36 protein-coding genes are annotated in these 26818 nt (G+C 32.8%); 35 read left to right on the top strand and 1 reads right to left on the bottom strand.

Annotation, left to right across the window (positions count from 1 at the left end; genetic code table 11):
• Positions 1-110 precede the first annotated feature (110 nt).
• The 8 genes from G396_RS0106615 (at position 111) to tnpA (ending at position 3668) form a co-directional block, all read left to right on the top strand.
• Complete coding sequence (locus tag G396_RS0106615; RefSeq protein WP_028125477.1) at positions 111-359, top strand: hypothetical protein; 249 nt, start codon at positions 111-113, stop codon at positions 357-359.
• Positions 360-467: 108 nt separating this feature from the next.
• Positions 468-989, top strand: coding sequence for an RNA polymerase sigma factor (locus tag G396_RS0106610; protein WP_028125476.1), 522 nt, complete (start codon positions 468-470; stop codon positions 987-989).
• Positions 990-1061: 72 nt separating this feature from the next.
• Positions 1062-1277: a DUF1659 domain-containing protein gene (locus G396_RS0106605; protein ID WP_006417827.1), complete on the top strand. Its 216-nt coding sequence runs from the start codon at positions 1062-1064 to the stop codon at positions 1275-1277.
• A gap of 25 nt (positions 1278-1302) precedes the next feature.
• The gene (locus tag G396_RS0106600) at positions 1303-1536 is read left to right on the top strand and encodes a DUF2922 domain-containing protein (RefSeq protein ID WP_028125475.1); all 234 of its coding nucleotides are present in this window, start codon (positions 1303-1305) and stop codon (positions 1534-1536) included.
• A gap of 107 nt (positions 1537-1643) precedes the next feature.
• Positions 1644-1937 (top strand): hypothetical protein, encoded by a 294-nt coding sequence (locus G396_RS0106595; RefSeq protein ID WP_028125474.1) that lies wholly within the window; start codon positions 1644-1646, stop codon positions 1935-1937.
• A gap of 35 nt (positions 1938-1972) precedes the next feature.
• Entirely contained in the window at positions 1973-2215 is a 243-nt protein-coding gene (locus tag G396_RS0106590) for a phage holin (protein WP_028125473.1), read from the top strand.
• A complete protein-coding gene (locus G396_RS11810) occupies positions 2208-2915 on the top strand; it encodes a CHAP domain-containing protein (protein WP_051221178.1) in 708 nt (235 codons plus the stop codon). The genes G396_RS0106590 and G396_RS11810 overlap by 8 nt, the downstream gene beginning before the upstream one ends.
• A gap of 291 nt (positions 2916-3206) precedes the next feature.
• Complete coding sequence (tnpA, locus tag G396_RS0106580; RefSeq protein ID WP_028125472.1) at positions 3207-3668, top strand: IS200/IS605 family transposase; 462 nt, start codon at positions 3207-3209, stop codon at positions 3666-3668.
• Between the two features lie 169 nt (positions 3669-3837).
• Here the strand turns inward: tnpA and G396_RS0106575 are convergent, their stop codons facing one another.
• Positions 3838-4470 (bottom strand): bifunctional 4-hydroxy-2-oxoglutarate aldolase/2-dehydro-3-deoxy-phosphogluconate aldolase, encoded by a 633-nt coding sequence (locus tag G396_RS0106575; protein ID WP_028125471.1) that lies wholly within the window; start codon positions 4468-4470, stop codon positions 3838-3840.
• Positions 4471-4676: 206 nt separating this feature from the next.
• Between G396_RS0106575 and G396_RS0106570 the strand changes: the two genes are divergently transcribed.
• The 27 genes from G396_RS0106570 to G396_RS10360 all read left to right on the top strand — a co-directional run.
• The gene (locus G396_RS0106570) at positions 4677-5678 is read left to right on the top strand and encodes a D-isomer specific 2-hydroxyacid dehydrogenase family protein (protein ID WP_034907747.1); all 1002 of its coding nucleotides are present in this window, start codon (positions 4677-4679) and stop codon (positions 5676-5678) included.
• Positions 5679-5699: 21 nt separating this feature from the next.
• The gene (locus G396_RS0106565; protein ID WP_028125469.1) at positions 5700-6548 is read left to right on the top strand and encodes a PTS mannose/fructose/sorbose/N-acetylgalactosamine transporter subunit IIC; all 849 of its coding nucleotides are present in this window, start codon (positions 5700-5702) and stop codon (positions 6546-6548) included.
• A gap of 18 nt (positions 6549-6566) precedes the next feature.
• The gene (locus tag G396_RS0106560) at positions 6567-7421 is read left to right on the top strand and encodes a PTS system mannose/fructose/sorbose family transporter subunit IID (RefSeq protein WP_028125468.1); all 855 of its coding nucleotides are present in this window, start codon (positions 6567-6569) and stop codon (positions 7419-7421) included.
• Between the two features lie 10 nt (positions 7422-7431).
• Entirely contained in the window at positions 7432-7935 is a 504-nt protein-coding gene (locus tag G396_RS0106555; RefSeq protein WP_028125467.1) for a PTS sugar transporter subunit IIB, read from the top strand.
• 25 nt (positions 7936-7960) lie between these two features.
• Positions 7961-8836, top strand: a complete 876-nt coding sequence (locus G396_RS0106550; protein ID WP_028125466.1) for a hypothetical protein — start codon at positions 7961-7963, stop codon at positions 8834-8836.
• 1 nt (position 8837) lies between these two features.
• Complete coding sequence (locus G396_RS0106545) at positions 8838-9284, top strand: PTS sugar transporter subunit IIA (RefSeq protein WP_028125465.1); 447 nt, start codon at positions 8838-8840, stop codon at positions 9282-9284.
• A 15-nt stretch (positions 9285-9299) separates the two neighbouring features.
• Positions 9300-10412: an iron-containing alcohol dehydrogenase family protein gene (locus tag G396_RS0106540; protein ID WP_028125464.1), complete on the top strand. Its 1113-nt coding sequence runs from the start codon at positions 9300-9302 to the stop codon at positions 10410-10412.
• A gap of 12 nt (positions 10413-10424) precedes the next feature.
• The gene (uxuA, locus tag G396_RS0106535; protein ID WP_028125463.1) at positions 10425-11489 is read left to right on the top strand and encodes a mannonate dehydratase; all 1065 of its coding nucleotides are present in this window, start codon (positions 10425-10427) and stop codon (positions 11487-11489) included.
• 16 nt (positions 11490-11505) lie between these two features.
• On the top strand, positions 11506-12165 hold the full coding sequence (locus G396_RS0106530; RefSeq protein WP_028125462.1) for an HAD family hydrolase: 660 nt from the start codon (positions 11506-11508) through the stop codon (positions 12163-12165).
• Between the two features lie 16 nt (positions 12166-12181).
• Complete coding sequence (locus G396_RS0106525; RefSeq protein WP_028125461.1) at positions 12182-13042, top strand: MurR/RpiR family transcriptional regulator; 861 nt, start codon at positions 12182-12184, stop codon at positions 13040-13042.
• An 870-nt stretch (positions 13043-13912) separates the two neighbouring features.
• Entirely contained in the window at positions 13913-14257 is a 345-nt protein-coding gene (locus G396_RS0106515) for a helix-turn-helix domain-containing protein (protein WP_028125460.1), read from the top strand.
• Between the two features lie 89 nt (positions 14258-14346).
• The gene (locus G396_RS0106510) at positions 14347-15048 is read left to right on the top strand and encodes a PRD domain-containing protein (protein WP_081683563.1); all 702 of its coding nucleotides are present in this window, start codon (positions 14347-14349) and stop codon (positions 15046-15048) included.
• A 212-nt stretch (positions 15049-15260) separates the two neighbouring features.
• Positions 15261-15578 (top strand): hypothetical protein, encoded by a 318-nt coding sequence (locus tag G396_RS0106505; protein WP_248623913.1) that lies wholly within the window; start codon positions 15261-15263, stop codon positions 15576-15578.
• A gap of 341 nt (positions 15579-15919) precedes the next feature.
• A complete protein-coding gene (locus G396_RS11445) occupies positions 15920-16141 on the top strand; it encodes a hypothetical protein (RefSeq protein ID WP_155857422.1) in 222 nt (73 codons plus the stop codon).
• A 41-nt stretch (positions 16142-16182) separates the two neighbouring features.
• Entirely contained in the window at positions 16183-16719 is a 537-nt protein-coding gene (locus G396_RS10365; RefSeq protein ID WP_081683561.1) for an IS3 family transposase, read from the top strand.
• 48 nt (positions 16720-16767) lie between these two features.
• Entirely contained in the window at positions 16768-16929 is a 162-nt protein-coding gene (locus tag G396_RS11225; RefSeq protein WP_081683560.1) for an IS3 family transposase, read from the top strand.
• Between the two features lie 234 nt (positions 16930-17163).
• Positions 17164-17316, top strand: a complete 153-nt coding sequence (locus G396_RS11220) for an NAD(P)-dependent oxidoreductase (protein WP_081683559.1) — start codon at positions 17164-17166, stop codon at positions 17314-17316.
• Between the two features lie 871 nt (positions 17317-18187).
• Positions 18188-19681: a BglG family transcription antiterminator gene (locus G396_RS0106490; protein ID WP_028125457.1), complete on the top strand. Its 1494-nt coding sequence runs from the start codon at positions 18188-18190 to the stop codon at positions 19679-19681.
• A complete protein-coding gene (locus tag G396_RS0106485) occupies positions 19650-20126 on the top strand; it encodes a PTS sugar transporter subunit IIA (protein ID WP_028125456.1) in 477 nt (158 codons plus the stop codon). The genes G396_RS0106490 and G396_RS0106485 overlap by 32 nt, the downstream gene beginning before the upstream one ends.
• Before the next feature lie 5 nt (positions 20127-20131).
• Positions 20132-21004, top strand: a complete 873-nt coding sequence (locus G396_RS0106480) for a ketose-bisphosphate aldolase (RefSeq protein WP_028125455.1) — start codon at positions 20132-20134, stop codon at positions 21002-21004.
• A 14-nt stretch (positions 21005-21018) separates the two neighbouring features.
• Entirely contained in the window at positions 21019-21327 is a 309-nt protein-coding gene (locus tag G396_RS0106475) for a PTS fructose transporter subunit IIB (RefSeq protein WP_028125454.1), read from the top strand.
• Positions 21328-21356: 29 nt separating this feature from the next.
• On the top strand, positions 21357-22445 hold the full coding sequence (locus tag G396_RS0106470) for a PTS fructose transporter subunit IIC (protein ID WP_034907759.1): 1089 nt from the start codon (positions 21357-21359) through the stop codon (positions 22443-22445).
• 14 nt (positions 22446-22459) lie between these two features.
• Entirely contained in the window at positions 22460-22981 is a 522-nt protein-coding gene (locus G396_RS0106465; protein WP_028125452.1) for a D-lyxose/D-mannose family sugar isomerase, read from the top strand.
• 61 nt (positions 22982-23042) lie between these two features.
• The gene (gene xylB, locus G396_RS0106460; RefSeq protein ID WP_028125451.1) at positions 23043-24521 is read left to right on the top strand and encodes a xylulokinase; all 1479 of its coding nucleotides are present in this window, start codon (positions 23043-23045) and stop codon (positions 24519-24521) included.
• Positions 24522-25484: an aldose epimerase family protein gene (locus G396_RS0106455; protein ID WP_028125450.1), complete on the top strand. Its 963-nt coding sequence runs from the start codon at positions 24522-24524 to the stop codon at positions 25482-25484.
• A 4-nt stretch (positions 25485-25488) separates the two neighbouring features.
• On the top strand, positions 25489-26376 hold the full coding sequence (scrK, locus tag G396_RS0106450) for a fructokinase ScrK (protein WP_034907741.1): 888 nt from the start codon (positions 25489-25491) through the stop codon (positions 26374-26376).
• Between the two features lie 228 nt (positions 26377-26604).
• Positions 26605-26818, top strand: a 214-nt coding sequence (locus G396_RS10360; RefSeq protein WP_034907739.1) for a helix-turn-helix domain-containing protein, incomplete at its 3' end; no start/stop codon positions are given.

The raw sequence follows: 26818 nt of genomic DNA, 5'->3' as shown, positions 1-26818 counted from the left end.
TATTAGAAATTAGCATATTAATTTAGCTTTATTTAGATTGAAATATACTTACTTTCTATATATGATTAATTTGGTAATAAGCTAAATTAAACTAGGAAGAAGGTCATTTAATGATTGATGTTGTACTACTAAGAACGTTAATTGTCCAACGCCATAAGAGTGTTCGTCGTTTTTCTGAAGTGTGTCAAATCTCTGACCGTCAGCTCTGTAAGATTCTATCCGGTCAAGTTCTTCCCTCTTTAGCCAGCCTACAACTCATTACCCACCACCTGTGTTTGAGTCAGCATGAATTTCATCAAATCTTTCTTCCTCATATTCCCTTGAGAATGGGTCCTGATTTGTCAAAAAGTAATGTTTAATTGATTAAACAAGAATAGAACAATCATTCTATAGAAAATATATACTCCTCGTTTTATAGTGGACTTAGGTCAAGCAGCCTAAATCTAATAAAGCGAGGAGTATTTTTAATGCCAGACCAATTATTAGCAAATTATCAAGCTCTTATTTACAAAACCCTGAACCGACTCGGTATTAGCAAAAACCACTGTTATTATGATGATTATTACCAAGAATTATCTCTGAAATTATTGGCCTTAGCTGACTCCTTTCAAGGTGATCCCTTAGGGGAAGACCGGTTTCGCTTTACGGCTTATGTCCAAAAGGGTCTCTATTGGTACCTCTTAGACTTACTCAAGGCCCGGCCTTTAAAACATGAAATTGCGGTCGAAGAGATCATGACAGTCAAAGAATCCTTGGCTCAGCCAGATTCTAGAATGGCCAGTCATCACCGGTTAATGGCCTTTTATGGAGCGGTTGACCGCCACCTAGATGAGAGTGACCGCCAATTGTTTTATCTTTTGGCTGATTCGTCTTTCTCCATGACAGAGATTGCTGAATTATTAGGTATTTCACGGAAGACACTTTATAAACGTAAGGCTAAGCTGCAAGACCAATTAGGCTTTTATAAATTTTTACTCAAAGAAGGGTAACAAAAACTGGAGAGCGTTTCTTCTTTAAGATGTAAGCAAAAGCTTACAAAGATAAAAAAGGAGGAAATGCAGATGGAAAAAGTTTATAAGTCAGGTAAGTTGCAATTTGTAGCGATGGATCCCGAAACTGAGAAGAAGCAAACCACTTCGCTCAATAATTTGGTTGAGGATGCTGCCGCTAGTGATATTGTTACCGTTCGTGATGCCTTAGCACCGCTACTGAAACATGGTGTTTCAAGTAGTCATGTGCAAGAAAATTACGAAATTGTTGAAAGTCCTGAAGTTTAGAAAATAGAGAAAAGGAGGAAGTTAAATGGAAACAGTTCGTACACTCGCCTTAAATTTCAAGTCTGCTGAGGGTAAAAACAAGGCAGTTCGCTTGAATAATCCTCAAGATCAGGTGTCGGCTGACCAAGCCAAGACAGCCATGGATGCCATCCGTGATACGGATATCTTTAAAGATGATGCTGGGGACCTTTATGCTACATCGGTTAATGCAGAAATGATTGTTAAAACAACGGAAGAAGTTTATAAAGCTGAGGCATAGGCAAGCCTCTTAACTAATCAAAAGCGGGTAGCCAAAGCAGAAAATTAAGACTTTCCTGCGGCTGCCCGCTCTTTATTTGTCAACTTATGAGAAAGGAGGCGGTGGAGATGACCATGATAGAGGTGGGTGCCAGTGCGTCAGCTATCTTGGCTTGTTTGACCCTGGTGACTAAGTTATTTGATTTGATTAAGGCGGTTTATGCCTTGATTGGAAGATTGGATAGCATGCAGGACCACCTGCAGGTCCAAGCGCAGGTTCTTAAGGACCTACAAGACCGAGTCTTGGGGGTGGAGGGCAAACAGGCCGTTCTGACTAACCAAGTCAAGCATTTGTATCAGGAAGTAACTGACCTCTTACAGGAGTGGCCAGAAAGAAGCCTACGGCAAGTAAGCAAGAGTTAATCGCAGATTAAAAGTAACTAAAGGAGGAATAAAAAATGGAATTATCAAATAAAGTATATGATGGCTTGAAATGGTTTGTCTTAATTTTTATGCCGGCTTTAGCCGTTTTAGTGGGTGAGTTGGGCCAGGTTTGGGCTTGGCCCTTGGTTGAAGACTGGATCAAGGTGATAAATCTCATGACAGTCTTCTTAGGTTCGATTCTACAAATATCTTCGATGAATTATCATGGTGGCTCAGGTAAGGGATTAAAGACTAGAGAAGGGGTTAGCTATGGTTAGTGCGCAAGCTGTATTAAAGGAAGCAGGCTCTTGGGTAGGGGTAGCCATGGGGACAGCCGGCCACCGGTCGCTGGTCGATGCCTATAACCGGGTCCGACCCTTACCGGTCGGGTACCGGCTAGCCTACAGTGATGATTGGTGTGATATGTTTGTTACCGTAGTCGCGGATAGGGTGGGCGCTGCCGGTTTGATTGGCCGGGAATGCGGAGTCCAACGTCATCTACAAATTTTTAAACAAAAGGGCATATGGCTGGGCCGGGTCCATCCACGCCCTGGGGACATTGTAATCTTCGATTGGGCCGGGTCGAATGCTGGATGGGCTGACCATATTGGTTATGTGGAACGGTTTGATGGTAAGTGGATTTATACCATTGAAGGCAATTCCAATGGCCGAGTGGCCCGGAATCGGTTTGCTTGGAATGATTGGCGGATAGCGGGCTATGCAAGGCCTAAGTATGACAAGCCAGGGTCTATTAAGCCAGGATTAAATCAGTCATCTAAACCTGAGGACACAATAAAAAATTTGGATAGGCTAGCGAAAGAGGTTATCCAAGGTAAGTGGGGGAACGGGCAGGAAAGAGTCGACCGTCTGACCCGGGCAGGTTTTGATGCGAAGGCGGTGCAGGCGAGGGTGAATGGGATGGTGGGGAGCAAAATAAATAGTGAATCAAGGCAATATAGTAGAATTGACAAATTATAATTAGTTAGATAGAATTATTTAGGATATTTGTTCATAAATAGCCTAAAAAGTGAATAAGAATGTCCAAACAGCCTTTTTGGCTGTTTTTTATTGGATAAAATAAGTGCCACCTCTAAGAAAAGCTTTTTAGAAGTGGCATTTATTTATTTTTTGACTTTAGTGCGTTGAGCACGCAAAGCGTGCGAAACAAAAAATTACCCGCTATGCGGGTGGGCAATGAAAGTTATAAAAAATATCTTCCTTCCTAGTAGAATATGGGTGTTCAAGCCTCATTCTACTAGGAAGGAAGATATCAAATGGGCTAATAAAGCGTATAGTTTAGCCCACACAAAATGGAAGTGTAAATACCATATTGTGTTCATACCAAAGTATAGAAGAAAAATCATATGCAATCAATATCGAGAAAGTTTACAAGAAATATTGAAGCGGTTGTGTCACTACAAAGGAGTAGAAATACTGGAAGGTCATTTAATGCCTAATCATGTTCACCTGTTGGTTAGCATTCCCCCAAGAATGAGTGTCTCATCATTTATGGGGTATCTAAAAGGAAAGAGTGCCTTAATTATGTTTGATAAGCACGCCAATTTGAAATATAAATTTGGAAACAGACATTTTTGGGCAGAGGGATATTATGTAAGTACAGTAGGTCTCAATGAACAAACCGTCCGAAAGTATATTCAAGAACAAGAAAAACGAGATATTGCATGGGATAAATTAAGTGTTAAAGAATTTGAAGCCCCCTTTATGGGTTAAATGTTTGGAGTGATAATAATGCCTCTTTATAAGTAAGTGACGGGTCAAGTGCAATGAGGCTTGAACAAAGTGCAAGCCCGCGTCTTGAGGCGTGGGCAGTTTTTTAAACCTTAAAGGCTCAGAGCAAACCGCCCGTTAGACGGGCGGTACTGATTATGTATTTCTCTTATTATTTATTAATTTTACTTACTAATTCTTTTAAATTCTTTGAAGCAGTGACGCCATTGTCTATTGCGACTGTTTTCTCGCTAATAATGAATGATCCACCTACAGCTAAAATTGAATCATTTTCAATAAATTCTTGATAGTTTTCTTTATTAATTCCTCCGGTTGGAATAAACTTCAATGACGGGAAGGGTCCACCTAGTGATTTTATTGCTTTTAAACCACCATATACATTAGCAGGAAAGAATTTAACAGCAGTAAGTCCAAGATTCATAGCTTGTATAATTTCTGTTGGAGTCACAGCTCCTGGAAAAATAGGGATATTTTTTTCTTTACAGTATCTTAAGACGTCAGCATCAATACCTGGTTGAACAATAAATTGAGCTCCATTTGCAATTGCATTTTTAGCTGTTTCAAGATCACAGACAGTTCCTGCACCGACAATAAGTTTTCCTGATTCTGATAAATATTTTATAGCTGCTGAAGCTTTATCACTTCTATAAGTTACTTCAATAAAGTGAAGATTATTTTCTAACAAAATGGATTCGACTGTGTCTAACAAATCCATATTGTGAACAGTATATAGGGGTAAAAGTTTTTCGTTTTGCAGCTGACTAACCATATTTGACATTTTCATACCTCCGAATATTTATTTGAATCTAACTAAATGAAGTATAGCATTCAAGTGCGTATAATACAATCTGAAACATAAAAAAAGTTTTTTAAAATAAGCGTTTACATGAAAAAATTTAAATGGTATAATGGGCTCATGAAAATGAAGGAGGTAACTTTTATTCATGTTTCAATCTCTAGAAGCATAGGACAAGTTTAAGAGGTGTAATAATGTCAGAAAATAAAATTGCAATTGTTAATTCAAGTAGTTTTGGCAAAATATTTAAAAAACATATTGAATCATTAGAGAAAGTTGGATCAGTGAAATTTTTTAACTTTGATCAAAAAATACCAGGAAAAAAATTGGCTGATGAATTACACGGATATAATATGATTATTTCAAGTGTAACACCATTTTTTACTAAAGAGTTTTTTGAACACAAAGATGAACTGAAAATAATTTCTAGACATGGGATTGGGTATAATAATATTGATTTAGATGCTGCAAGAAAACATGACACAATTGTTTCTATAATACCGGCTTTAGTTGAAAGAGATGCTGTATCTGAACAAAATATTACCAATTTATTAGCAATCATGAGAAGAATTGGAGAATCCAGTCGAAATGTTTTAGCTGATAAATGGGAAAATAGAGCCAGTTTTGTAGGGAATACTTTATTTAATAAAACAGTAGGCTTGATAGGTATAGGTAATACAGGATCAGGTATGGCACAAATCTTACGAAATGGGTTTAGATGTAATGTAATTAGTTATGATCCTAATAAGTCTAAAATGTATATGGATCAGTTTGGTGTAGAAAAAGTATCCTTTGAGGAACTTTTGAAACGATCAGACGCTATCTGTTTAGCTGCTAATCTTACCGATGAATCTTATCATATGATTAATCAAGATGCTGTAGATAGAATGAAAGACCATGTATATATTTCAAATTCAGCTAGAGGTGCTTTGGTTGACGAAGATGCAATCGTAGCAGGGTTAATAAATGGAAAGATTGCCGGTTTTGCAACAGATGTACTCGAAGTTGAACCAGGTCGTAAAGACCACCAATATCTTCAATTTGAAAATGTTATTATGACGCCGCATACGGGTGCATATACCATGGAATGTTTAGAAGCTATGGGTGATAAATGTGTTCAAGATATAGAATTGATGGCAGACGGGAAATTACCTGTTAGATCCATTCAAAATCAAAGTATTTATATTAAAGAATAAAATTAATAAGGAGGAAAATTTATGCAAACTCTATCTATGTGGGAAAGTCTGCTGATTGCTTTATGGACAGCAGCTGTTATGTCACGTTGGTTAGGTGGTGGGGCTACATTAACACTTCGTTTCTCACCTTTGATGACAGGTTTTTTCGTTGGGGTTGTAATGGGTGATATTGCAGGTGCGATGAAAATCACCGCTGCGCTCCAATTAATTTATATGGGAGTGTTCTCTCCAGGTGGATCTATGCCATCTGAACCAGCCGTTGCGGCAGCGATTGCTGTTCCAGTTGCACTTCTTGGAGGTATGACACCAGAAGCAGCTATTGCCGTTGCTGTTCCAGTTGGATTAATGGGGTCATATTTATATCAATTCCGCTTCTTCTTAAATACATTTGCAGGTCGTTTTATTGATAGGGAAGTTGAAAAAATGAATGACCGCGGAATAGCTCGTGCAATTATTTGGTATCCTACAATTATTTCATTTTTATTATTTGTTCCATTAATTTTTGTAGCTTTATATTGGGGAGCTCCAGTTATTGCAGATGTAATTTCTGGGCTTGAAGGAACTCCAGTTATCCATGTCCTTGAAGTTCTTGGTGGTGGATTAGCTGCTATTGGTATCGCAACAACAATCTATGTTATTGGTCGCCGTGATTTATTAGTATTCTTCTTCTTAGCTTACTTTTTATCTGTTATCTTTAAACCATTAGAAGTGACTATGGTAACTTATGCAGTATTGGGCGCTATCTTTGCAGGTATTTATGTATTATTGAAACAAGATGGTGAAAAAGTAGTGACAAGTTCTGCAGGAACAACTAATATGTCTGACAATGATTATGTAGATTATGACGAAGACGGCGATGAAGACTTCTAATAGATAAGGAGAATGAAAATGACAGAATTAGTTAATAAGAACCACAAGGTGGAAGAAATTACTCAAAAAGATGTCACCAAAGCGTATCTACGCTGGCATTTTGCAAACGAAATTCCTCACTCATTTGATCGATATATAGCAGCATCATTATTATATGCAATGATGCCAGTCTTGAAAAAACTATATAAAGATGAAGCAGCATTAAAAGCTGCATACCAACGTCAATTATTATTTTTTAATACTCAATTAACTTGGGGTGGGGGGGTCATTACTGGATTAATGTCCTCAATGGAACAAGTGCGTGCACAACAAGAAGCTGAACATGAAGAAATTACAATGACAGATGACCTTATGTATAATACAAAGGCAGGTTTAATGGGAGCCTTAGCTGGTATCGGTGATGCTATTGATTCTGGTACAGTTCAATATATTTTTATTGCGATTGCAGTACCATGGGCACAAAATGGTTCTGCAATGGGTGCTCTATTTCCATTCATTGGATTTGCCTTATATCAATTATTAATTGGTCTATTCTTTGCACGTCAATCCTTTAAAATGGGGCGTGATGCAACAAGTTTAATGGCAGATTCTAGTATTAAGAAAGTTATTGAGTTCTTGTCAGTACTAGGTTTATATATGATGGGTGTATTAGCAGGTAACTATATCAAGTTAACATCTAGTTTAGTCTTTACCCTATCTGGTAAGGAATTCGTAATTCAAGATTTATTAGATAAAATTATTCCAGGAGTGTTACCACTTGCTGCAGTTATGGGAGTATATTGGTACTTTAGAAAATATGGCTTGGATGTGATGAAAGCTATGTTATGGTTAACAGCAGTATTAGTGATTCTTGCAGCAACAGGAATTTTATAGGAGGAAAAGAATGAGTGAAGTAAATTTAGCACGTGTAGATGAAAGATTAATTCATGGGCAAGTTATGTTAACCTTATCTCAAAGAGCAGGAGTAAATTCTATTTTTGTTGTAGATGATGTGGTAGCGCGAGATAAATTTATGAAAGATCTATATAAGTCAGCAGGAAGCCGAACAGGACAAAAAACAATAGTTATTTCAACCAATAAAGCAAAAGAATATTGGGATGATTTTAAGTTTAAAGATTATTCTCCTATCTTAATTTGTAAGACGGTTGGTGTTATTTATGAATTAGTTAAACATGGCATTCCAATTAAGGAATTAAATCTAGGAGGAATTGCTCAAAAAAATCCTTCTGACACCATGGTTTCAAAAACAGTGTATTTAACAGAAGCAGATGCAAAAATGTTAAAAGAAATGAAAGAAAAATATGGAGTTGATAATATTTATTTCCAAGCAACTCCTTCTGCGGAAAAGAAGAGTCTGTCCTCAGTGCTTTCAATGTTTAATATATAATAATTATGATTGAAGGGAGATGTAAATGGACCTAAATGAAATTAACCCTGACCTAATTGCAAGGTATAAATATATTTTAAAAAAACGTATGAGTGATAGACAAAAGAAAAAATTTATTGTTTCTCTAATCAAGGATTTGTCGATTAAGCGAGATGATATTCATGTTATTGAGACAACATACCATAACTCTAAAAATGCTTTTTCGAGAAACATATATGTGGGTGATGTTGAATCAGCAGAATGGATTATTGCAACTTATTACGATACGTATGCAGCTCATTTAGGTTCATTTACGTTTAATAATATCTCTCAACAAAAAAAGAATACTTTGTTATTTAATTTAATAAGCTCTCTCTTATTGATGGTTATTGGAATAATTTTTACGATGTATATTACGGTTCCGTTTATTGATAAAGCAATTGAAAATAGTAATTGGTTACTAATAGGTTTTATTGTTGTGTTTTATATTATTATTTCTTGGGCGATTGGAGAAGTAGCAAAAGGAATTGCAAGTAGACACACATGGATTAGAAATTCTGCAACAGTAGTTTTTTTAATTAATGAAATTTTAAATCAATCAGAAAATAAAAGGATTGCTTATGCTTATGTAGATAATGGAACAACCAATGAACAAGGACTAGAGAGTTTATTAAATTCCGTAAATAAGAATTCGAAAATTCTTTACTTAGATAGTATTGGCGCAAAAGCTAATCTGACTGTTAGTAAGGACAATAATATTAGTCCACTGAAAAAGTCAACAGTTTTTAGTGCGGGAATTAATAAAATTTATCCTGGACAATATGGAAAATTATCGATTAAAGATCTACATAGTAAAGAGATTTATAGTAAGAATTTTGTAGTAGTTCAAGAAATTTTAGATAAGGTAAATATAGAGGGGTGAGATGGTGTTTAATATTTTAATAGCGACTCATGGAAAAATGAGTAATGGTCTGAAAGATGCAGCAGAAACTATTACTGGGATGGAAGTTCAAATTGATACAATAAATTTAATTTCTGGAAAAGTAATTGAAGAAATTGGGCAAGAAGTCACACAAGTAATTAATAATGATAATTCAAAGGAAGGCTTGCTAATTCTTACAGATATAGTTTCTGCTAGTCCATACAATCAGTCTGTCTTAGCAGTTGGAAATTCAGAAGAAGGTTTACAAAATAATATATATATTATTGGTGGTGTAAACCTACCGATGCTTTTAGAAGCTATAAATCATCAGTTATTAAATAATAATATACAAGATGCTGTAGAAGATATAATCCTTCAAGGAAAAAATGGAATTAATCAATGGCATATTTCTCAATTAGAAGATGAAAGTGAAGATGACGATTTCTAAGAAAGGAGTCTTATTATGTCTTATACTTTACAAATAAAACCTGGCCCACAATATTATGATTATAGCATTGGTGCAATTGATACTGTTCCAGATTTATTAAAGGAATACCATGCAAAAAGAGTACTTATTCTCCATGGAACGATATCATGGGAAAAAGCCAAAAAGTTTTATGAAAAAACTATTAGCAACCCAGAGTTTGAGTTTGAATTTGAACAATATCATGGCGAATGTTCATATAATGAGGCTAAGAGAATTTCAAGTATTATTAAAGAAAAGAATATTGATTTTGTGATTGGTGTGGGTGGGGGGAAAATGTGTGATTTAACACTCTTATCAACCTCATATACTTCGACCCCTTATGGTGTAACACCAACATTATCATCTAATTGTGCCCCTTGGGCTGCATTATCAGTAATGTATAAGGATAATGGAATGGCAGAAGGACAATCTGCTCACCAAAAACACAATGCTGCCTTTCTAATAACTGATCCAAAATTAGTAATTGATTCGCCAGAACGTTACTTTGTAGCTGGCATTGCAGATACTATTGTAAAATGGTACGAATCTGATTTAGTAACTTCTCAAAATGAAATTAAGAATTATCCATTAATTCAAATGGGACGCTATGCAGCACATATATGTAAAGAAACAATTTTAAAGAATGCTGAACAAGCTATTGAAGATATGCGAAATAGGGAAGTTACTGAAGCCTTTTATACTGTCTCTGAAATTGTGATTGTTATTTCAGGTCTCGTAGGGGGGTTAGCGGGAAAATATGCCCGTAATACGGCAGCTCATACTGTTCATGATGCGCTCTCAGCAGTGTTACCTGGTCTCCATTCTTACCTACACGGTGAGAAAGTTGGTTATGGTACATTTTATCAACTTGCTCTTGAAAATAAATATGATGAAATAGATCGTTTATTACCATTCTACAAAAAATTAGGATTGCCAAAATCTCTAACTGAAATGGGAGTATATCCATTTTCTGAGTCAGATATGAAAAGAATTGTAGAACTCATGAATTCCAAGGAAAAAATACATTTACTTCCTCTTGAAATTAATGAAGAAATTTTAGAAAAGACTTATGTAGAACTAGAAGATTACTTAAAAGATAAAATTAACTAGGAGGATTTACAAATGCAGTGGACATTTAGGTGGTATGGAGAAGAAGATCCGATAACATTAGACCACATTCGTCAAATCCCAAAAATGTATGGTGTTGTCGGAACATTAGTTGGTAAATTACCAGGTGATGTATGGACACTTGAAGAAATTCAAGGATTAAAAAAATCAGTGGAAGCTAAAGGCTTGAAATTAGCAGGGATTGAATCAGTATCTGTGCATGATTCAATTAAAGCTGGGACAGCTGACCGAGATAAATATATTGGAAATTATAAAGAAACTATACGGAATTTGGGAGCATGCGGTGTTAAGGTGATATGTTATAGTTTCAAACCGATTTTTGGATGGGCAAAAACTAACTTAAATTATGAATTGCCTGATGGTTCATATACTTTGGAATATGATGATGAAGTAGTACAAAGTATAGAGCCTATCCAAATGTTAGATCTAATTTCTGGTCAAACTTCCGGCTTCCGTTTGTCAGGTTGGGAACCAGAACGTTTACAAAAGTTTCATGATTTAGAAAAAATGTATGAAGGTATCACTGAGGAAAAACTTTTTGAAAACCTAGTATACTTTTTAGAAAATATCATCCCAGTTTGCGAAGAAGCTGATGTTAAAATGGCTATCCATCCTGATGATCCCCCATTTGATATGTTCGATTATCCAAGAATTACAAAAAATAAAAAAGATATCTTACGGATCGTTAATGCAGTAGATTCTCCATATAATGGAGTAACTTTCTGTACAGGGTCATATGGAGCAAATCCAGAAAATGATTTAGTTGATATGATACATGCATTGAAAGGAAAAATTAATTTTGCGCATCTTCGCAATGTTAAGATACTTGGAGAAAAACACTTTCTAGAATCTGCTCACTTAAGTGAATATGGTTCCTTAGATATGTACGCAATTGTAGAAGCACTGATTGAAACTGGCTTCGATGGAATAGCGAGACCTGATCATGGACGTACTATTTGGGGCGAAAAAGCCCGTCCTGGTTATGGTTTATATGATCGAGCTATTGGAATGGCATATCTACAAGGATTGGAAGAGGCTGTTCTTAAGAGTCATAAATAATAAATAAGGAGCAAATATGCCGACGATTAATTTTAAAAATAAAAAGTTAGTTATATTTGATTTTGATGGATTATTGGTGAATTCTGAAGACGTAATAAAAGAAGCTTGGAAAAAAACTTGTAAATACTTTGGAATTGAAACTCCAACAGATTTTTTTGACCATATAAATGGAATTTCTAAAGATGTAACTATTCTTAAACTTGAGAAAATTGCTGGAAAACAAATTAATCAAGAAGAATTCTTTCACCAAAGAAGTATATTTATTGATGAATCAGTGGAAAACAAAGAAATCCATTTACTCCCTGGGGTAAGACAAATGATGGAATATATATTTAATTTGGGTATTCTAATGAGAATATGTACTTCTTCAAGTCGTCAGTGGCCGTTAAGGCTAATCAAGCAGCTAAAAATTGAAAAATATATCAAGGCTGTATTAGGATATGAAGATGTCGAAAACGTAAAGCCTTTTCCAGACATTTATAAGAAAACTCTGTTAGAAGAAAATCTTGCTCCAACAGAAGCTATAATTTTTGAGGACTCAGTTCCAGGAATTAATGCAGCTGAATCAGCTGGCGTTTTTGTTGTGGCGGTTAATAGTGAAGAGTATTTTAGAAATAAAATTAAAAAAGAAACGAATCCCAACATGATAGTTTCTAGTTTTGAAGACTTGATTTAAATATAGAGGTGGCAAAATGAAGAGTGTCTATTTAAAAAAAATAATAAAAGATAATAAATTTAAATTTAGTCACTCTGAAGATCAATTTGTGGAATATCTTCTAGTACTTAATGAAGGTCAGCTTACCGGAAAATCAATATCTGAAATGGCTTTTGAATCTGGAGTATCACAAACCACAATTTATAATTTTGTAAAAAAATTAGGATTCCATGGTTTTAGAGATTTTAAAATACAATTGGCTTTAAATACTGGCTCTAATAGCAACAAGAAAATGACTGCATTTTCTGATATAACAAATAAAGATAATGCAATGACAATCGCTAAAAAAATTATAAGTTTTAATCAAAATTCATTAGAGACGTTGAATGAATCTTTAGATAAGAATACACTAAATCAATGTATTAGACTGATTAAAAATGCGAATAATTTACATTTTATAGGGCAAGGAGGCTCATCAGTTGTTGCTCTAGACGCATACCAAAAGTTTATGCGTAGTAAATTTCACTGTAGCTTTGTCTCCGACTATCATATGCAGGTAATCCACGCATTAAAAATACAAAAAGGTGATGTTTGCTTTCTATATTCTCATTCAGGTGAGACTAAAGAGACGATTCAAATAGCCCAAATGTTAAATGCAAATGGAATATCAATCATAACTCTGACGGGAAATGCTAACAGTCCGTTAGTTGCTTTATCAACCCAATCAATTGTAATTTACTCAGAAGAATCTCAGTTTCGAACAGAGAGCTTAACTGCTAGAATATTATATCTAACAGTGATGGATATTCTTTATACAAAAATTATGTTTGAAGATGAACATAAGAATAAAAGAACGCTAGAAAATATCCGTGAAACAATTAGTGATATCAAAGATTAGATGCTCTATATAATTGAAAACATATTCAGATTATGAATAAATTAATAAATTTCTTAGTTAAATATTATAGAAGATTTTAATAAAGAGGTGAATGCAAATTGTATGCATTCATCTTTTTGATTGTTTTATATATGAAAAATAAAATAGTTACGAATTAAACAATTATTTTGGATACTATTGATGTTTTTGGTTATTTTAGTATCATTAATGTGGGTATCCTATTGCACGTTTGGTCACGCTCAAGAGGATACCTATTTTATTTATATTAAAGATAAATCGAATAGAGTATTTAAATTATATAAAATATTTTTATAAATGATATTATGTATTAAAAAAATATATCTCAGATATTTTTTAATATTTTCAGTAAAGAATGGTATGTTATCAAATGCTCATCATAGTATAAATTTCCTAGAATCTATTGACTTTAATGACATTTGTATATTTAAAAATACTAGTCGAGTTGTCACTATTCTTCAGGAAAATAGATAAATAGAAGAGGTATGCTTAATAAAGTAAAATAACGAGATAATTTTTTATTTTAAAATTTTCTGGGTTTTGATAAAAGCGTCAGTTATTATATTTAAACATATATAATTTGAAATTATCCCTAGAAAACCAATTTTTGCATTAGAAATTGTGCAAAAACCTCTACTACCATATAATTGAAAACGCTGTATAATTTTAATTGTTAGCAGAGGAGATTTTGAAAGGAGAGTATATGAAAGAAAGAGGAATTCAAATTTTAAAATATCTTATGTCTAATAGTTTTCCAGTTTCACTTGAGAATCTTACGTTTTTTTTTGGAATTAGTAAACGGAGCATACAGTATGAAATAAAGGAAATAAATGAGTTTTTAGAAAAAACAAATTGCCTAAAATTCAAAATATAAGAAAACAGGGTTATCTTTTATCCATTACTCATCAAAATGAAAGAATTATCAAGAATTTACTTGAAAGTATTGACGATTCATATTTTAACAATCAGGAAAGAGCACTTGATCTATTATTGTCTATCGCATTTAAATCAAAAAGCACTTTTCTAGTGAGAAAAGAAGATGAATATAAAGTATCAAAGAGCTCGATTGATGATGATATTAGAAGACTACGTGAAATTCTAGAAGCGTATGATGTCTCAATAATAAGTGTTCCTAAAATGGGTTTGCAATTTAAAGGGTTGGAAAAAATATTCGAATTGCTATTTTTACTGAGTTAAGTAAATGGTTTAGTAACACCGATTGGACAAGTACAGATTCAGAAGATACAATATTTCTAAAAACAATTTATAAATATATTCCTAAGTACATGTTTGGTGAACTTGATTCTATCTATAATTCGAAAATTTCGGCTCTTGAGGATAATATGTACCGAAGAAATATGATCTTATATACTTCAGTTTGGTTTTGTAGGATTGCTAAAGCAAATTATATTAAAGATTCTCATGCGAATAGTAAAGGTTTAGTTTCCCAACCAATCGTTGATTTTGTTTCAGAAGTAGAAAAAACTATAAATTTATCAATTCCTAATAATGAAATTGAAGAGCTACAATTTATGCTGTCTACATTAAATCCACATAATGTGAGTAATACAGCCGATTGGGTTCAAGGACAAATTCTATCTTTAAAACTAGTAGAAATTGTAAAAAATGAATTTGATGCCTCAAATTTATCTGAAAATTTTGAGTTACAAGAGGCTCTAATAAATCATGTAATTGCATTGCTCGTCAGATTAAGGCTGGATATACAATTTTACAATCCATTGAAAGATACAATTATTAAGGAATATGGAGAGTTGTATAAAGCTGTTAAAAAGATAAATTATTACTTTAAAGAAAATATTGGCAAGGAGCTTAATAATGATGAAATTACTTTTTTAGCCATTCATTTTCTAACTTTTTATAATGATATCCGCAATAATCAACGTGGTTATTACAGAGCAATTGTAATCTGTCACCATGGAAAAGTTACAGGTCGAATTCTTGCTGAGAATTTAAAAAAATTATTTTAATATTGAGATGATTGGGGTACTAAGTGTTAGGGAAATATCTTTAATTGAAAAATTAGATTTTGATTTAATTTTTTCGACTATTTATTTAAATAATCTTGAATGGCCTGTACTTGTACTCGATCCCCTTTTCAATTTTAAAACAATAGATTTAGTAAAGAATTTTTTGGAATTTCATTCAGATAAGCTTAAGCGAGTAAATCCAAATTAGTTATGTGGAACGGTTTGATGGCAAGTGGATCCATACCATTGAAGGCAATTCCAATGGCCGGGTGGCCCGGAACCGGTTTGCTTTGAATGATTGGCGGATAGCAGGCTATGTAAGGCCTAGGTATGACAAGCCAGTGACTATTAAGCCAGGATTAAATCAGTCAGCTAAAGCTGAGGACACAATAAAAAACTTGGATAGCCTAGCAAAAGAGGTTATCCAAGGTAAGTGGGGGAACGGGCAGGAAAGAGTCGACCGTCTGACCCAGGCAGGTTTTGATGCGAGAAAGGTGCAGGCGAGGGTGAATGGGCTTTTAGGAACATAGGATATAAGTGAAGATACAAAATAAAGCACCAAGCATTGTACTGCCCCCCTAAAGTTGGACCAAAAAATCCAACTTTAGGGGGTCTTTGTATGGCTAAATATAGCTTAGATTTCAAAATGAAAGTCGTCGTAGAATATCTTTCGGATACGATTGGATACAAACCGTTAGCTAAAAAATACAACATGAAGGATACTTAACAGATAAGGCGGTGGATCAATGCCTATCAAACCATGGCCAATGAACTTGGGATAAATAATCCCTCTCTGATTGCGACTTGGCGCAGTATATATCTTTCGCAAGGGATTAAAGGATTGTCTCGTCCGAAAGGAAGACCACCCATCATGTCATTATCTAAACCGAACAAGCGTCGAACTAAACAGGAACCCCCTGAATTAACCGACTTAGAACAAGCGAACCAACGGATTAAAGAACTTGAATACGAACTTGAGTTACAGAAAATTAAGAATGAATACTTGGAACAGCAAAGGAGTTTGAGGCGTCAGAAAGCAATGAAGACAAAGCAAGAATCATCCACAAACTCCGTGACAAAGGATATCCCTTAACCAAGATTCGTGCGGCCGTATCGTTCCCCAAATCGATCTATATGTACTGGCAAGCTAAATGGAAACAAGCGGATCCTGATGCAGAACTTAAAGAAGAAATGCTTGCGATTCGTCAACAACATCCTTGTTACGGCTACCGGCGAATGCACGCTGAATTAATCAATCGGAACTGGAAGGTAAATTGTAAGAAAGTTCAACGAATTTACCAGGAACTAGGTCTGCAAATCAAGCACTTCAGCCGTAAATATCGGAAATACAACAGCTATAAAGGCGTTGTTGGGCGTATTAAACCCAATCGAATTAACCGTAGCTTTAACACTTCCATTGTTTATCAAAAAATCACAACAGATACCAGTGAATTTAAATACTACGACCTTAATTCCCAAGGAAGTGCTCAAATTAAGAAACTTTATCTGGATCCTTTCATAGATATGTGTAATCTAGAAATCATTTCTTACAAGATCACATCACAACCCAATGGCATTTCTATGCTTGAAGCGCTCAGAGAAGCCATTGAAGTCACTGCAGACTGTCCATACCGTCAAACCTTCCACTCTGACCAAGGCTGGGCTTATTAAATACCTGCCTACCAAGCTTTACTTAAAGAAAATCAATTATTCCAAAGTATGTCGCGGAAAGGAAACTGTCACGATAATACACCGATGGAAAACTTCTTCAGTGTGATGAAGCAAGAAATGTATTACGATAAGATTTATCATAGTTACAGAGAATTAGAAACTGCGATTATTGAATATATCCAATACTATCATGCAGAACGAATCAAATAAAAATTAAACTGGATGAGCTCAATTGCTTATCGCCATTCACTTCAAGCTGCTTAGAAAACAAAAAAATAAGAGAGACAAGCACATATAACATGTACTCATCTCTCTGGTCCAACTTTTTGGGGTCACTATACACACTAAAATGTGCTTGGTGCTTTATTTTTATAGCAATAGTTATATTAGCAATAATCAATAAATTCTATAAAAAAAATTTAATGTTTACCTATCGAAAAAATAATGGTAGAAGCAGATTTTATCACTTTACATCTACCTATTACTAATGAAACTAGAGGATTAATTAATGAGCAATTGCTTAAGTTGATGAAATCTAATAGTTACTTAATTAAAAATTCACGAGCTGCAATTATGGATTATGAAAGATTATATTAAATACTAAAAAATCATCAATTTGGAAATCGAATAAAAAAGTACCTTAAATAGATATTCAAAACCGCGAATATTTCAGGCTTTTTTCTGTAATAATTGCGGTTTTAAGCATTATATAAGTAATAACAAAAATGACACTATGATACTATATAGTTGACAAAAAAATATTAGGCAGGGCTTCTTAGACAGAATTTATACCACCTCTGTATTAAATTATATAGTTGACGTACCTCTGCTTCGTCCAGAACGATTGATTACTAACTTTGTCGATTCAATCCTTGATTTATATACAGTCCTGGTCATTAATCAAGCTTAATATTTAAATTAATCAACTATGTCTAATATTGTAGTTTTGTTAGTGGACGAAAGGTTATTCAATTGTATGATGAAAACATACTTATTATGACTGGAACTCAACAGACGTAAATTTGTTATCGGTGCATTGATTATTTTTTCGTTAAACTTAAGATGGTACTCTTAATTCATAAATGTTTCTTTTTATTTAATTTCTTACTGAAAAAATATGGGTTCAATAAAGACCAGGAGTTCTTGATTGATTAACCTGAAGTCAATTCGAATGCTAATAAATACTCCGTTATTTTGAGGAAATCAGTAGAACGTTATGAAGCGGTTTTCGATAAAAAATTAAGCTACTTTATGGTGAACTATTAAACAAAAAGTAAAGTTAGCAATGGATGCGGATGAACTAGATAACAGCGAGGAACTCGAAGACAATGACTAAGTACCCAAATAAAGTTGAGGAAGCGTCGTCATTATATTAATGTCCATATCAGTGGACATTAATATAATGACGACGCTTTCATTCTTTGATACAATATAAATGTGCTTTAGATTTAAGTAAGGAGGAGGATAAATGGTATTAAGTTTAAATGAAAATAACATAATAGATAATTTAGAATATGACAAGTACATTACAGCCAGTGAAATTGCTAGCAAAGTTTTTGTATCGACTAAGACGATATACAGATTAGTTAAAAAAATTAATAACTATTATACTAATAAATATGATCAACCATTTATCTTTTCTGAAACTGGAAAAGGATTATTATTAAATAAATATTATAAGAATTTTAAAGAAAGTGATAGTACCAAGATTTCAGATGAAATTTATAATATTGTATTAAAAATATTGTTTGAATTCCCTAAATTATATTCGAAATATGATATCAATCAGATGAGTAAAAACGATGCAGAATTTAGGATAAATGAAGTAAAAAAAATTTTATTAAATAATGGAATTGAACTAGTAGAAAAAGATGAATGGTTTCATTTAAAGACTAAAGAAAGTCAAATCAGAAATGCAATAAAATCAGTTTTATCTGATATTAGCATGAATGAATCTTTAGAAAAATTACATTTGAACGTCTCAGCTAATGATAAATATTTTATAGATAAGCAATTAAAGTATATTGAAAATAAAATTGAAACAGATATCACTTATCCATATTCAGTAAATATTTTTATACATATTTATATGCTAATTTATCGTTATAGAAGGGGGGTTGTATTGTTAATAGATAACCAAGAACCATTGGATATTGATGAGCAAAGACTAATAAGAGATAATCCAAAATTATATCAGATAGCTCATGATGTAATGAAAAATATTAAGTCATTTGTTAATTTTGATATTCATGATATTGAAACATATTTTTTATTTCAATATCTATGCTCGTTTAATAATGACAATGCGAAATTTAATGAGAGCTTTAAAAGATTGGCTACAGAAATTACTCGTGAATACCTAAATAAGTACTATGGGATTATTGATGAAGAAGAAAAAGGATTCTTTGATAGTTTATATAATCATATACTTCCAATGTTATATAGAATTAGGGTAGGATTGGATGTTGGAAATATAATGCTTAAAGAAATAAAAGAAGAATATCCAAATACATTTCACAAGATTCATGAAATTACATTCTTTATTAATGAAAATTTGATTCCTAATAGTTTTATAAAAGATATCGGAGATAATGATATTGCATATATTGTTTTATATTTTGAAAAGTTTAATTTATTGAAAAAGAGAAGAATAAATTCTATAGTTGTTTGCTCAACAGGTGTAGGTACGTCTGAACTTATAAAAGTTAAATTGGAAAAAAGATTCGATGAAATAAAAGTAATTAGTACTGCGAGTGAAAGAAATATTGAAAATGCATTAAAAAAAATAAGACTAAAAATTGATGTAATTTTTTCTACTATAGAGATTAGAAAAGATATATTGGATAAAGATATAAGATTTATTAAAATATCCCCTTTATTAACTGATCGGGATGTGGAAAAAATTGAAAAATTAATGGAGGAAATCGAAATTGGAAGAGATTTATGTTTCGGAAGTAGTTAGTAAAGATTTAATGTTAATAAATTGTGATGAAAAAAATAAATCAGATATTTTGAATAAATTAGCTGATTTATGTTTGGAGAAAGGAGTTATTAGTGATAAAGCTCAGTTTTTAAAAGATGTATATTTGAGAGAGGAGGAAGGTGAAACAGGAATTGGACAAGGCGTTGCAATTCCACATGGTAAGTCTAGTGCGGTAATTAACACTAGAATTGCAGTGGCCACTTTAGAAAATTCTATTGACTGGGAGTCTTTGGACAATGAAAAAGTGAATACAATATTTTTGTTTGCAGTAAAAAATACTGAGGCAAATACAAAACATATAATGTTACTTCAACAGATAGCTATTTTGTTAGCTGATGATGAAGTGATAAATTCAATTAAAAATGTAACCTCTATAGATGCCCTTTACGATTTAATTACGAATAATTCTAGGAAAGAAGGATGAAAATAATGTTAGTATCAGGAAAAGAAATTTTAGAAGTAGCCAATAAAATTGGGTTTGCTGTACCGGCATTCAATGCAGGGTCAGGTCAATTATTAGAAGGTGTAATGCGTGCTTGTGAGGAATTACAATCTCCAGTAATAATTGCTATTCATCCAGATGAATTATCATTTTTGACGGATAGTTTCGTTGATCAAGTGAAATATTATGCTAATCATACTAAAGTGCCAGTATGTATACATTTAGATCATGGGGCTTCTTTTGAACAAGTAATTCATGCGATTCATTTAGGGTTTACCTCTGTAATGATTGATGCCTCTCATTTAGATTATGAAGATAACATAGCAATTTCTAAGAAAGTAGTTGAAGCTGCTCATGCAACCGGTGTTTCAGTAGAAGCAGAGTTAGGTACTATTGGAGATACTGGTGATTCAATTGAAGGTGGAGTAACTGAAGTTATCTATACGGACCCTAATGTGGCTGAAGGTTTTGTTAAAGAAACAGGTGTAGATAGTTTAGCAATAGCGATTGGTACAGCTCATGGTTTATATCCTGATTATTTAGATCCTAAATTAAGATTAGATATTTTGGATGAAATTGCTGAAAAAGTAGAAATCCCATTAGTTTTACATGGTGGTTCAAGTAATCCTGATAAAGAAATTGCTAGTGCCGTAGAAAAGGGGATTAATAAAATTAATATCTCTAGTGACATTAAAATTGCATTTTTAGATGCTATGAAAGAAGTTCTAAAAAACGGTGGTAAGGAATTGAGAGAACCAAACACTTTATTCCCAGAATGTATCGAAGCGACTAAACAAGTAGCAATGGATAAAATTAAGCTATTTAAATCAGACAATAAAGTTGCATTATATTACAAGTAAAAGAGGTGAGGAAGATGAATATCGTAGGAATTGCAGCCTGTACAGCTGGTATTGCGCATACATATATTGCTAGAGAAAAAATCATGACAAGTGCTTCTAATAGAGGACACAATGTTTCTATTGAAACGCAAGGATTGGCAGGTACACAAGATCAATTAACTGCCGAAGAAATAAATAATGCGGATATAGTAATTATAGCTGCTGATATCAAGGTGAATGGTAGAGATCGATTTGAAGGAAAGAAAATAGTTGAAGTCCCTACAAATATAGCGGTAAAATCTCCAAATAAAATAATCGAAAAATTAGAAGAATTATCAAAATAGTGAATGAGGTGAATGTAATGAAAAGCAGTATGCCAAAATTTGAAATTAGACAACATATCATGACAGCAATTGCTTATTTCCTACCAATAGTTGTAGGGTCAGGGATGTTATTAGCCTTTGGGAATATTTTAGGTGGTTCTACAATTGAATCATTTACAGATGGATTTAGCTTTGCTGATACAATGTCCACAATGGGAGGATATGGATTAGGAGCACTTCCAATGATTGTTGCTACTGCAATATCATATTCTATAGCAGATAAGCCAGGTATAGCTCCTGGGTTAATTGTAGGATTTGTAGCACAAGGAATTCAAACAGGATTCTTAGGAGGTATTATAGCAGGTTTTATAGCAGGTTATTTAACGGCAGCGATAGTTGCTTATATAAAAGTCCCTCAATGGATGGCTGGTTTAATGCCTACTTTAGTAATTCCAACTTTTGCTGCTTTAGGTGCGGGTCTAGTTATGTATTATATTGTTGGAGGCCCTATTAACTGGTTAACCAATTTGGTATTGAATTATCTGACTGGTTTAGATAGTTCTCAAAAATTTATGTATGGAGCAATTATTGGAATTCTTGCGTCAATTGATTATGGTAGTGCATTGAATAAAACGGTATTTGCATTTGTATTTGCGTTATTTTCCGAAGGCATTTATGAACCTATTACAGTACTAATTATTGTATCCATGATTACACCTTTTGGACTAACAATTGCATATTTCTTAGGTAAATTGGTTAAGAAAAATATTTTTGATGCACAAGATATTGAAACATTAAAAACGGCATTTCCAATGGGAATCGTTCAAATTACTGAAGGTGTATTTCCTATTGTATTAAAGAGTTTACCAAAACACATGTTAGCAACTGGTATAGGTGGTGCTATTGCTGGTGGAATCAGTATGATACTTGGTGCAGATAGTCATATTCCTGCTTCAGGTATGATTGCAATGTTCACTGCAACAAAACCGTTTGCATTTTTAATTGCAACAGTTGTAGGATCAGTAATTCATGCAATAGTCGTTTTAGCTATTTTGCCAAGAAAAGATGCATCAACAGTTGAGATTTTTGAAGAAGGTCCAGAAGAAGACATTGATTGGGATAGCGTAAAAATTAGCTAGTAGGTGAAAAATAAATGATAAAAGAAGAATATAAAAAAAAAGTTATTGAATTATTTAATAATTCAGGAATGTCGTTTACCAAAGAAGAAATTGATTCTATTGAATTTGCAGATTTTGGACTAGATGATATAGATAATCAAGGGTTAAACTTGATTGTTTATGAGAATAATGACAGATATTGTGCTAAAGAAATGGTGCTTCTACCAAATCAGTATTGTCCTGAACATAAGCATCCAAATTTTAAAGAAAAACTAGGAAAACAAGAGACATTTAGATGTAGAAAAGGTGAAGTATTCCTTTTTGTTGAAGATATGACAAATGGTCGTGAGTTTGATGTTTTTCCAAAATTTGATAATGAATATTATACTATTGACTCAGGAATAAAACTTATAGCAGGAGAACAATATACAATAATGCCAAATAAAAGACATTGGTTTGTAGCTGGTCCTTCAGGAGCTATTATATCAGAATTTTCGTCAACAAGTGATGATGCGACAGATATATTCACAAATCCAAATGTTAACAGGATAAATTAAAGATATTGTACGAAGGTGTTGATAATTTATCGACACCTTCAATTTTGTTTAGGAGGGCTTTATGAGATACATATTAGGGATTGATTTAGGGACAGGATCAATGAAAGGGTTGATTATCGATGAGATGGCTAATATTGTCGATTCATATTCGATAAAGTATCCTACTTTTCATTCACAAAAAGGGTATAGTGAGCAAAGACCTCTTGATTGGTTAGGCGCATTTGATAAAATTATAAACTATTTTAATAAAAATATTCTTAATTTTAAAGAAAACCTTGAGGGAATATCGTTTAGTGGTCAGATGCATAGCCTAGTTCTTTTAGATGAAAATCAGAAAATTTTGAGAAATTCAATTTTATGGAATGATGTCAGAACTAGTAAAGAGGTAGATTATCTAAAGAATAAATATGGGGAATTAATTATTAGTGAAACCAAGAATATTCCGTTAGAGGGATTTACACTCCCAAAATTATTGTGGGTAAAAAATAATGAACCAGATATTTGGAAGAAAATCGAATATATTTTATTACCTAAAGATTATTTGCGATTATATTTAACAAATGACTATTCTATGGATTATTCGGATGCTTCAGGGACACTTCTATTAAATTTAAATGATAAAGATTGGTCTGAGCAAATATTAGATATTTTAGAGTTGAAGAAAAATAAGATGCCTCATTTAGTAGAGTCAACACAATATATAGGTAACATCAGTAAAACAATAGCTGATAGATTAAACATAAATAAAAATGTAAAAATCTTTGCAGGTGGTGCAGATAATGCGTGCTCTTCATTAGGTGTTGGTATTATTGATAAGAATATAGGAATGCTTAGTATTGGAACCTCTGGTGTCATTCTTGGGTTGTCTGATGATAGTCTATTAGATAAAAAGTCTCATAATTTTTATCATATTTTAAGAGATACTAAATATAGTATGGGAGTTACATTATCTGCTGGTTCAAGTTTAGATTGGATTAAAGAAAAATTATGTGAGGATATTTCATATGAAGAATTATTCAATTTAGTAAAGGAATCAGATATTGGCTCGAATGGTTTAATATTTACACCGTTTCTAATAGGTGAGCGAACTCCTTACAATGACTCAAGTATAAGAGGGGCATTTATAGGGTTAGATATTTCACATAATAAAAGCGATATGTTAAGGGCGGTTGTAGAAGGCATAACTTTTTCTTTATATAGCTGTTATAAATCTATTGGGGCTGATTATAAATCTATTGTTTCTATCGGAGGTGGAGCCAAAAATGAGGTTTGGTTACAAATCCAAGCTGATATATTTGGTAAAGATATACACAAGATTTCTATTGAAGAAGGGCCTGCATTTGGAGCTGCAATAATAGCTAGTGTCGGTTTACATAAATTTAAGGATTTTTCAGAAGCTCTTACAGTAGGAATTAAAACAGAAAAAATAATTAAACCAAATATGATTTTACACAGTAAATATGAGAAAATTTATAAAATTTATTCAGAAATATATGAGAACACTAGTTATCTATCTAAAAAAATTTTGGAGATAAAATAAATGAATATATATATACTAGAGAATAATTATTTAAGAGTTACATTTTTAGATATTGGAGCAACAATTTGTGAGATCATAAAAAAAAGTAATAATAAAAATATTTTGTTATCTTATAATTCTTTAGATAACTATTTACAAAATGAATATTTCTTGGGTGCTATGATTGGAAGAAACGCTGGAAGAACATCTCCTCCTCAATATCAAAATTTTAAAGATGAACACGTTAATTTAAGCATTAATGAAAAAAAAATAAATCATTTACATGGAGGTAAAGATGGACTCCATAAAAAGACTTGGATAGTAGACCAAAAGAATCATGAAAAAGCACATTTGTATCTTACAGATGAGAATATAGAATATGATAAAGCAACATTTTGTATAGAATACAGTCTTAATAAAAATATCTTCTCAATAAAAATTTTAGGGGTATCAGAAGTACCGACAATAATGAATTTAACAAGTCACATGTATTTTAATTTATCTAATGAAAGTACAATTAAAGATCACATACTTTATATTAATAGTAATAAACTTCAAGATATTAATAATGATTTTATACCTTCTTCAAATTTTGTTAATTTAAATTCAGAAACTTATAAATATTTGGATTTTTCAAGAGGTAAGAAAATTTCTGAATCTTTGAATCAGTCTGATAGATTATCTAAATTATGTTTGGGAGGGATAGATTTAGCTTATAAAATTAAACATATAAGCAATTTACCGTCTGTAATAATCACAGATAATTTAGGAGAGAATAAATTAACGATTTATTCTAATCAAGAATCTGTCGTAGTATATACATTAAATAAGATTAATAATGTATATAATGAAAATAATAAGGAAGCCATAAAAAAAAATAGTGGGATAACATTTGAAATGCAAAAATTACCAAATTATATAAATAATAGTAAGGTTTATTTAGAAGATAGATATTTTAGTATGACCAATTATATTGTGGAGTAAAAGGATGAATGATTTGGAACTTTACGGAAGTATTGAGGCCGGAGGAACTAAGTTTGTATGCGCTGTGGGTAATGATAAGTTAGAAATTATTGATATTATTCAATTTCCCACAACAAAGCCAAAAGAAACGTTAGAAATGACAGTAAACTATTTTGAACGATTTAAAGATAATCTTCAAAGTATTTCTGTAGCTTCTTTTGGGCCTATTGATATGGTGAGGGAGTCAAAAACATATGGTTATATTACGTCGATCCCTAAATTATTTTGGGATAATACTAATATTATTGGTTTTCTCAAAGATAGAATACCGGTAAAATATTATTTTACAACCGACGTAAATGCTTCTGCTTTTGGTGAGATGGTTGTGAGAAAAGATGTTGATTCATTAGTTTACTATACTATCGGAACTGGTATAGGGGGCGGAGTTATTCAAAGCGGGCACGAAATTGGTGGAGTAGGTCATGGAGAGCTTGGACATATTTATGTAGCAAAGCATCCAGCTGATTATGATTTTGACGGGGTTTGTCCATTTCATGGTGCGTGTTTAGAGGGTCTGGCTGCAGGACCAAGTTTAGAAGCAAGAACTGGAATAAAAGGAGAGTTAATTCCAGAAAATCATCCTGTTTGGGATATTCAAGCATTTTATATAGCACAAGCAGTTATGCAAGCAACTTTATCTTTTAGACCTCAGATTATTGTCCTGGGGGGTGGTGTCATGAAACAAAGTCACATGCTGAAACGAGTGAAAAGTGAGTTTATTAAATTATTGAATGGCTATGTATCCATACCGCCAATCGATGATTATATTGTTTTACCTGCTGTTGATAATAATGGATCTGCTACAGTGGGAAACTTTTGGCTTGCAAAAAGAAAATTAACAACAGACTTATAATTAAACTGAAAGTGTAGTTACATTTTAATAAATAATTCAAAGTCAGTATGTACAATAATCAGCTTTACTGAATGGTTAATATAATATAACTTAAATATGTAAGACAAATTGGCGGATTTTATAATGAAGTTAGCCACTTCAAAAAATTCTATTTAATTAAAAAATGCCATGTGAATTTCATGTTATTATTGAAGTTACCACACTCTCAATAGATAAGGATGAAATCACATGACGCATACTAATTCTAGCACATCATCACATAAAGGCAAACATCTCACCTATGAAGAACGGTGTCAAATTTCAATTTTGGTACATGAAAACTATTCAAATCGTCACATTGCTAAATCCATTGACTGTGCCCCACAACCCATCAACAATGAAATAAAACGTGGGACAATTCGTCAAATCCGTCGTCAAAAACAAGGGGGTAAAGTTTATACTT

The sequence above is a fragment of the Eremococcus coleocola DSM 15696 genome, assembly GCF_000428865.1.
GTDB classification, from domain to species: domain Bacteria; phylum Bacillota; class Bacilli; order Lactobacillales; family Aerococcaceae; genus Eremococcus; species Eremococcus coleocola.
Note: the sequence above shows the minus strand (reverse complement) of the source record. Positions and strands in the feature narration are given on the sequence as shown.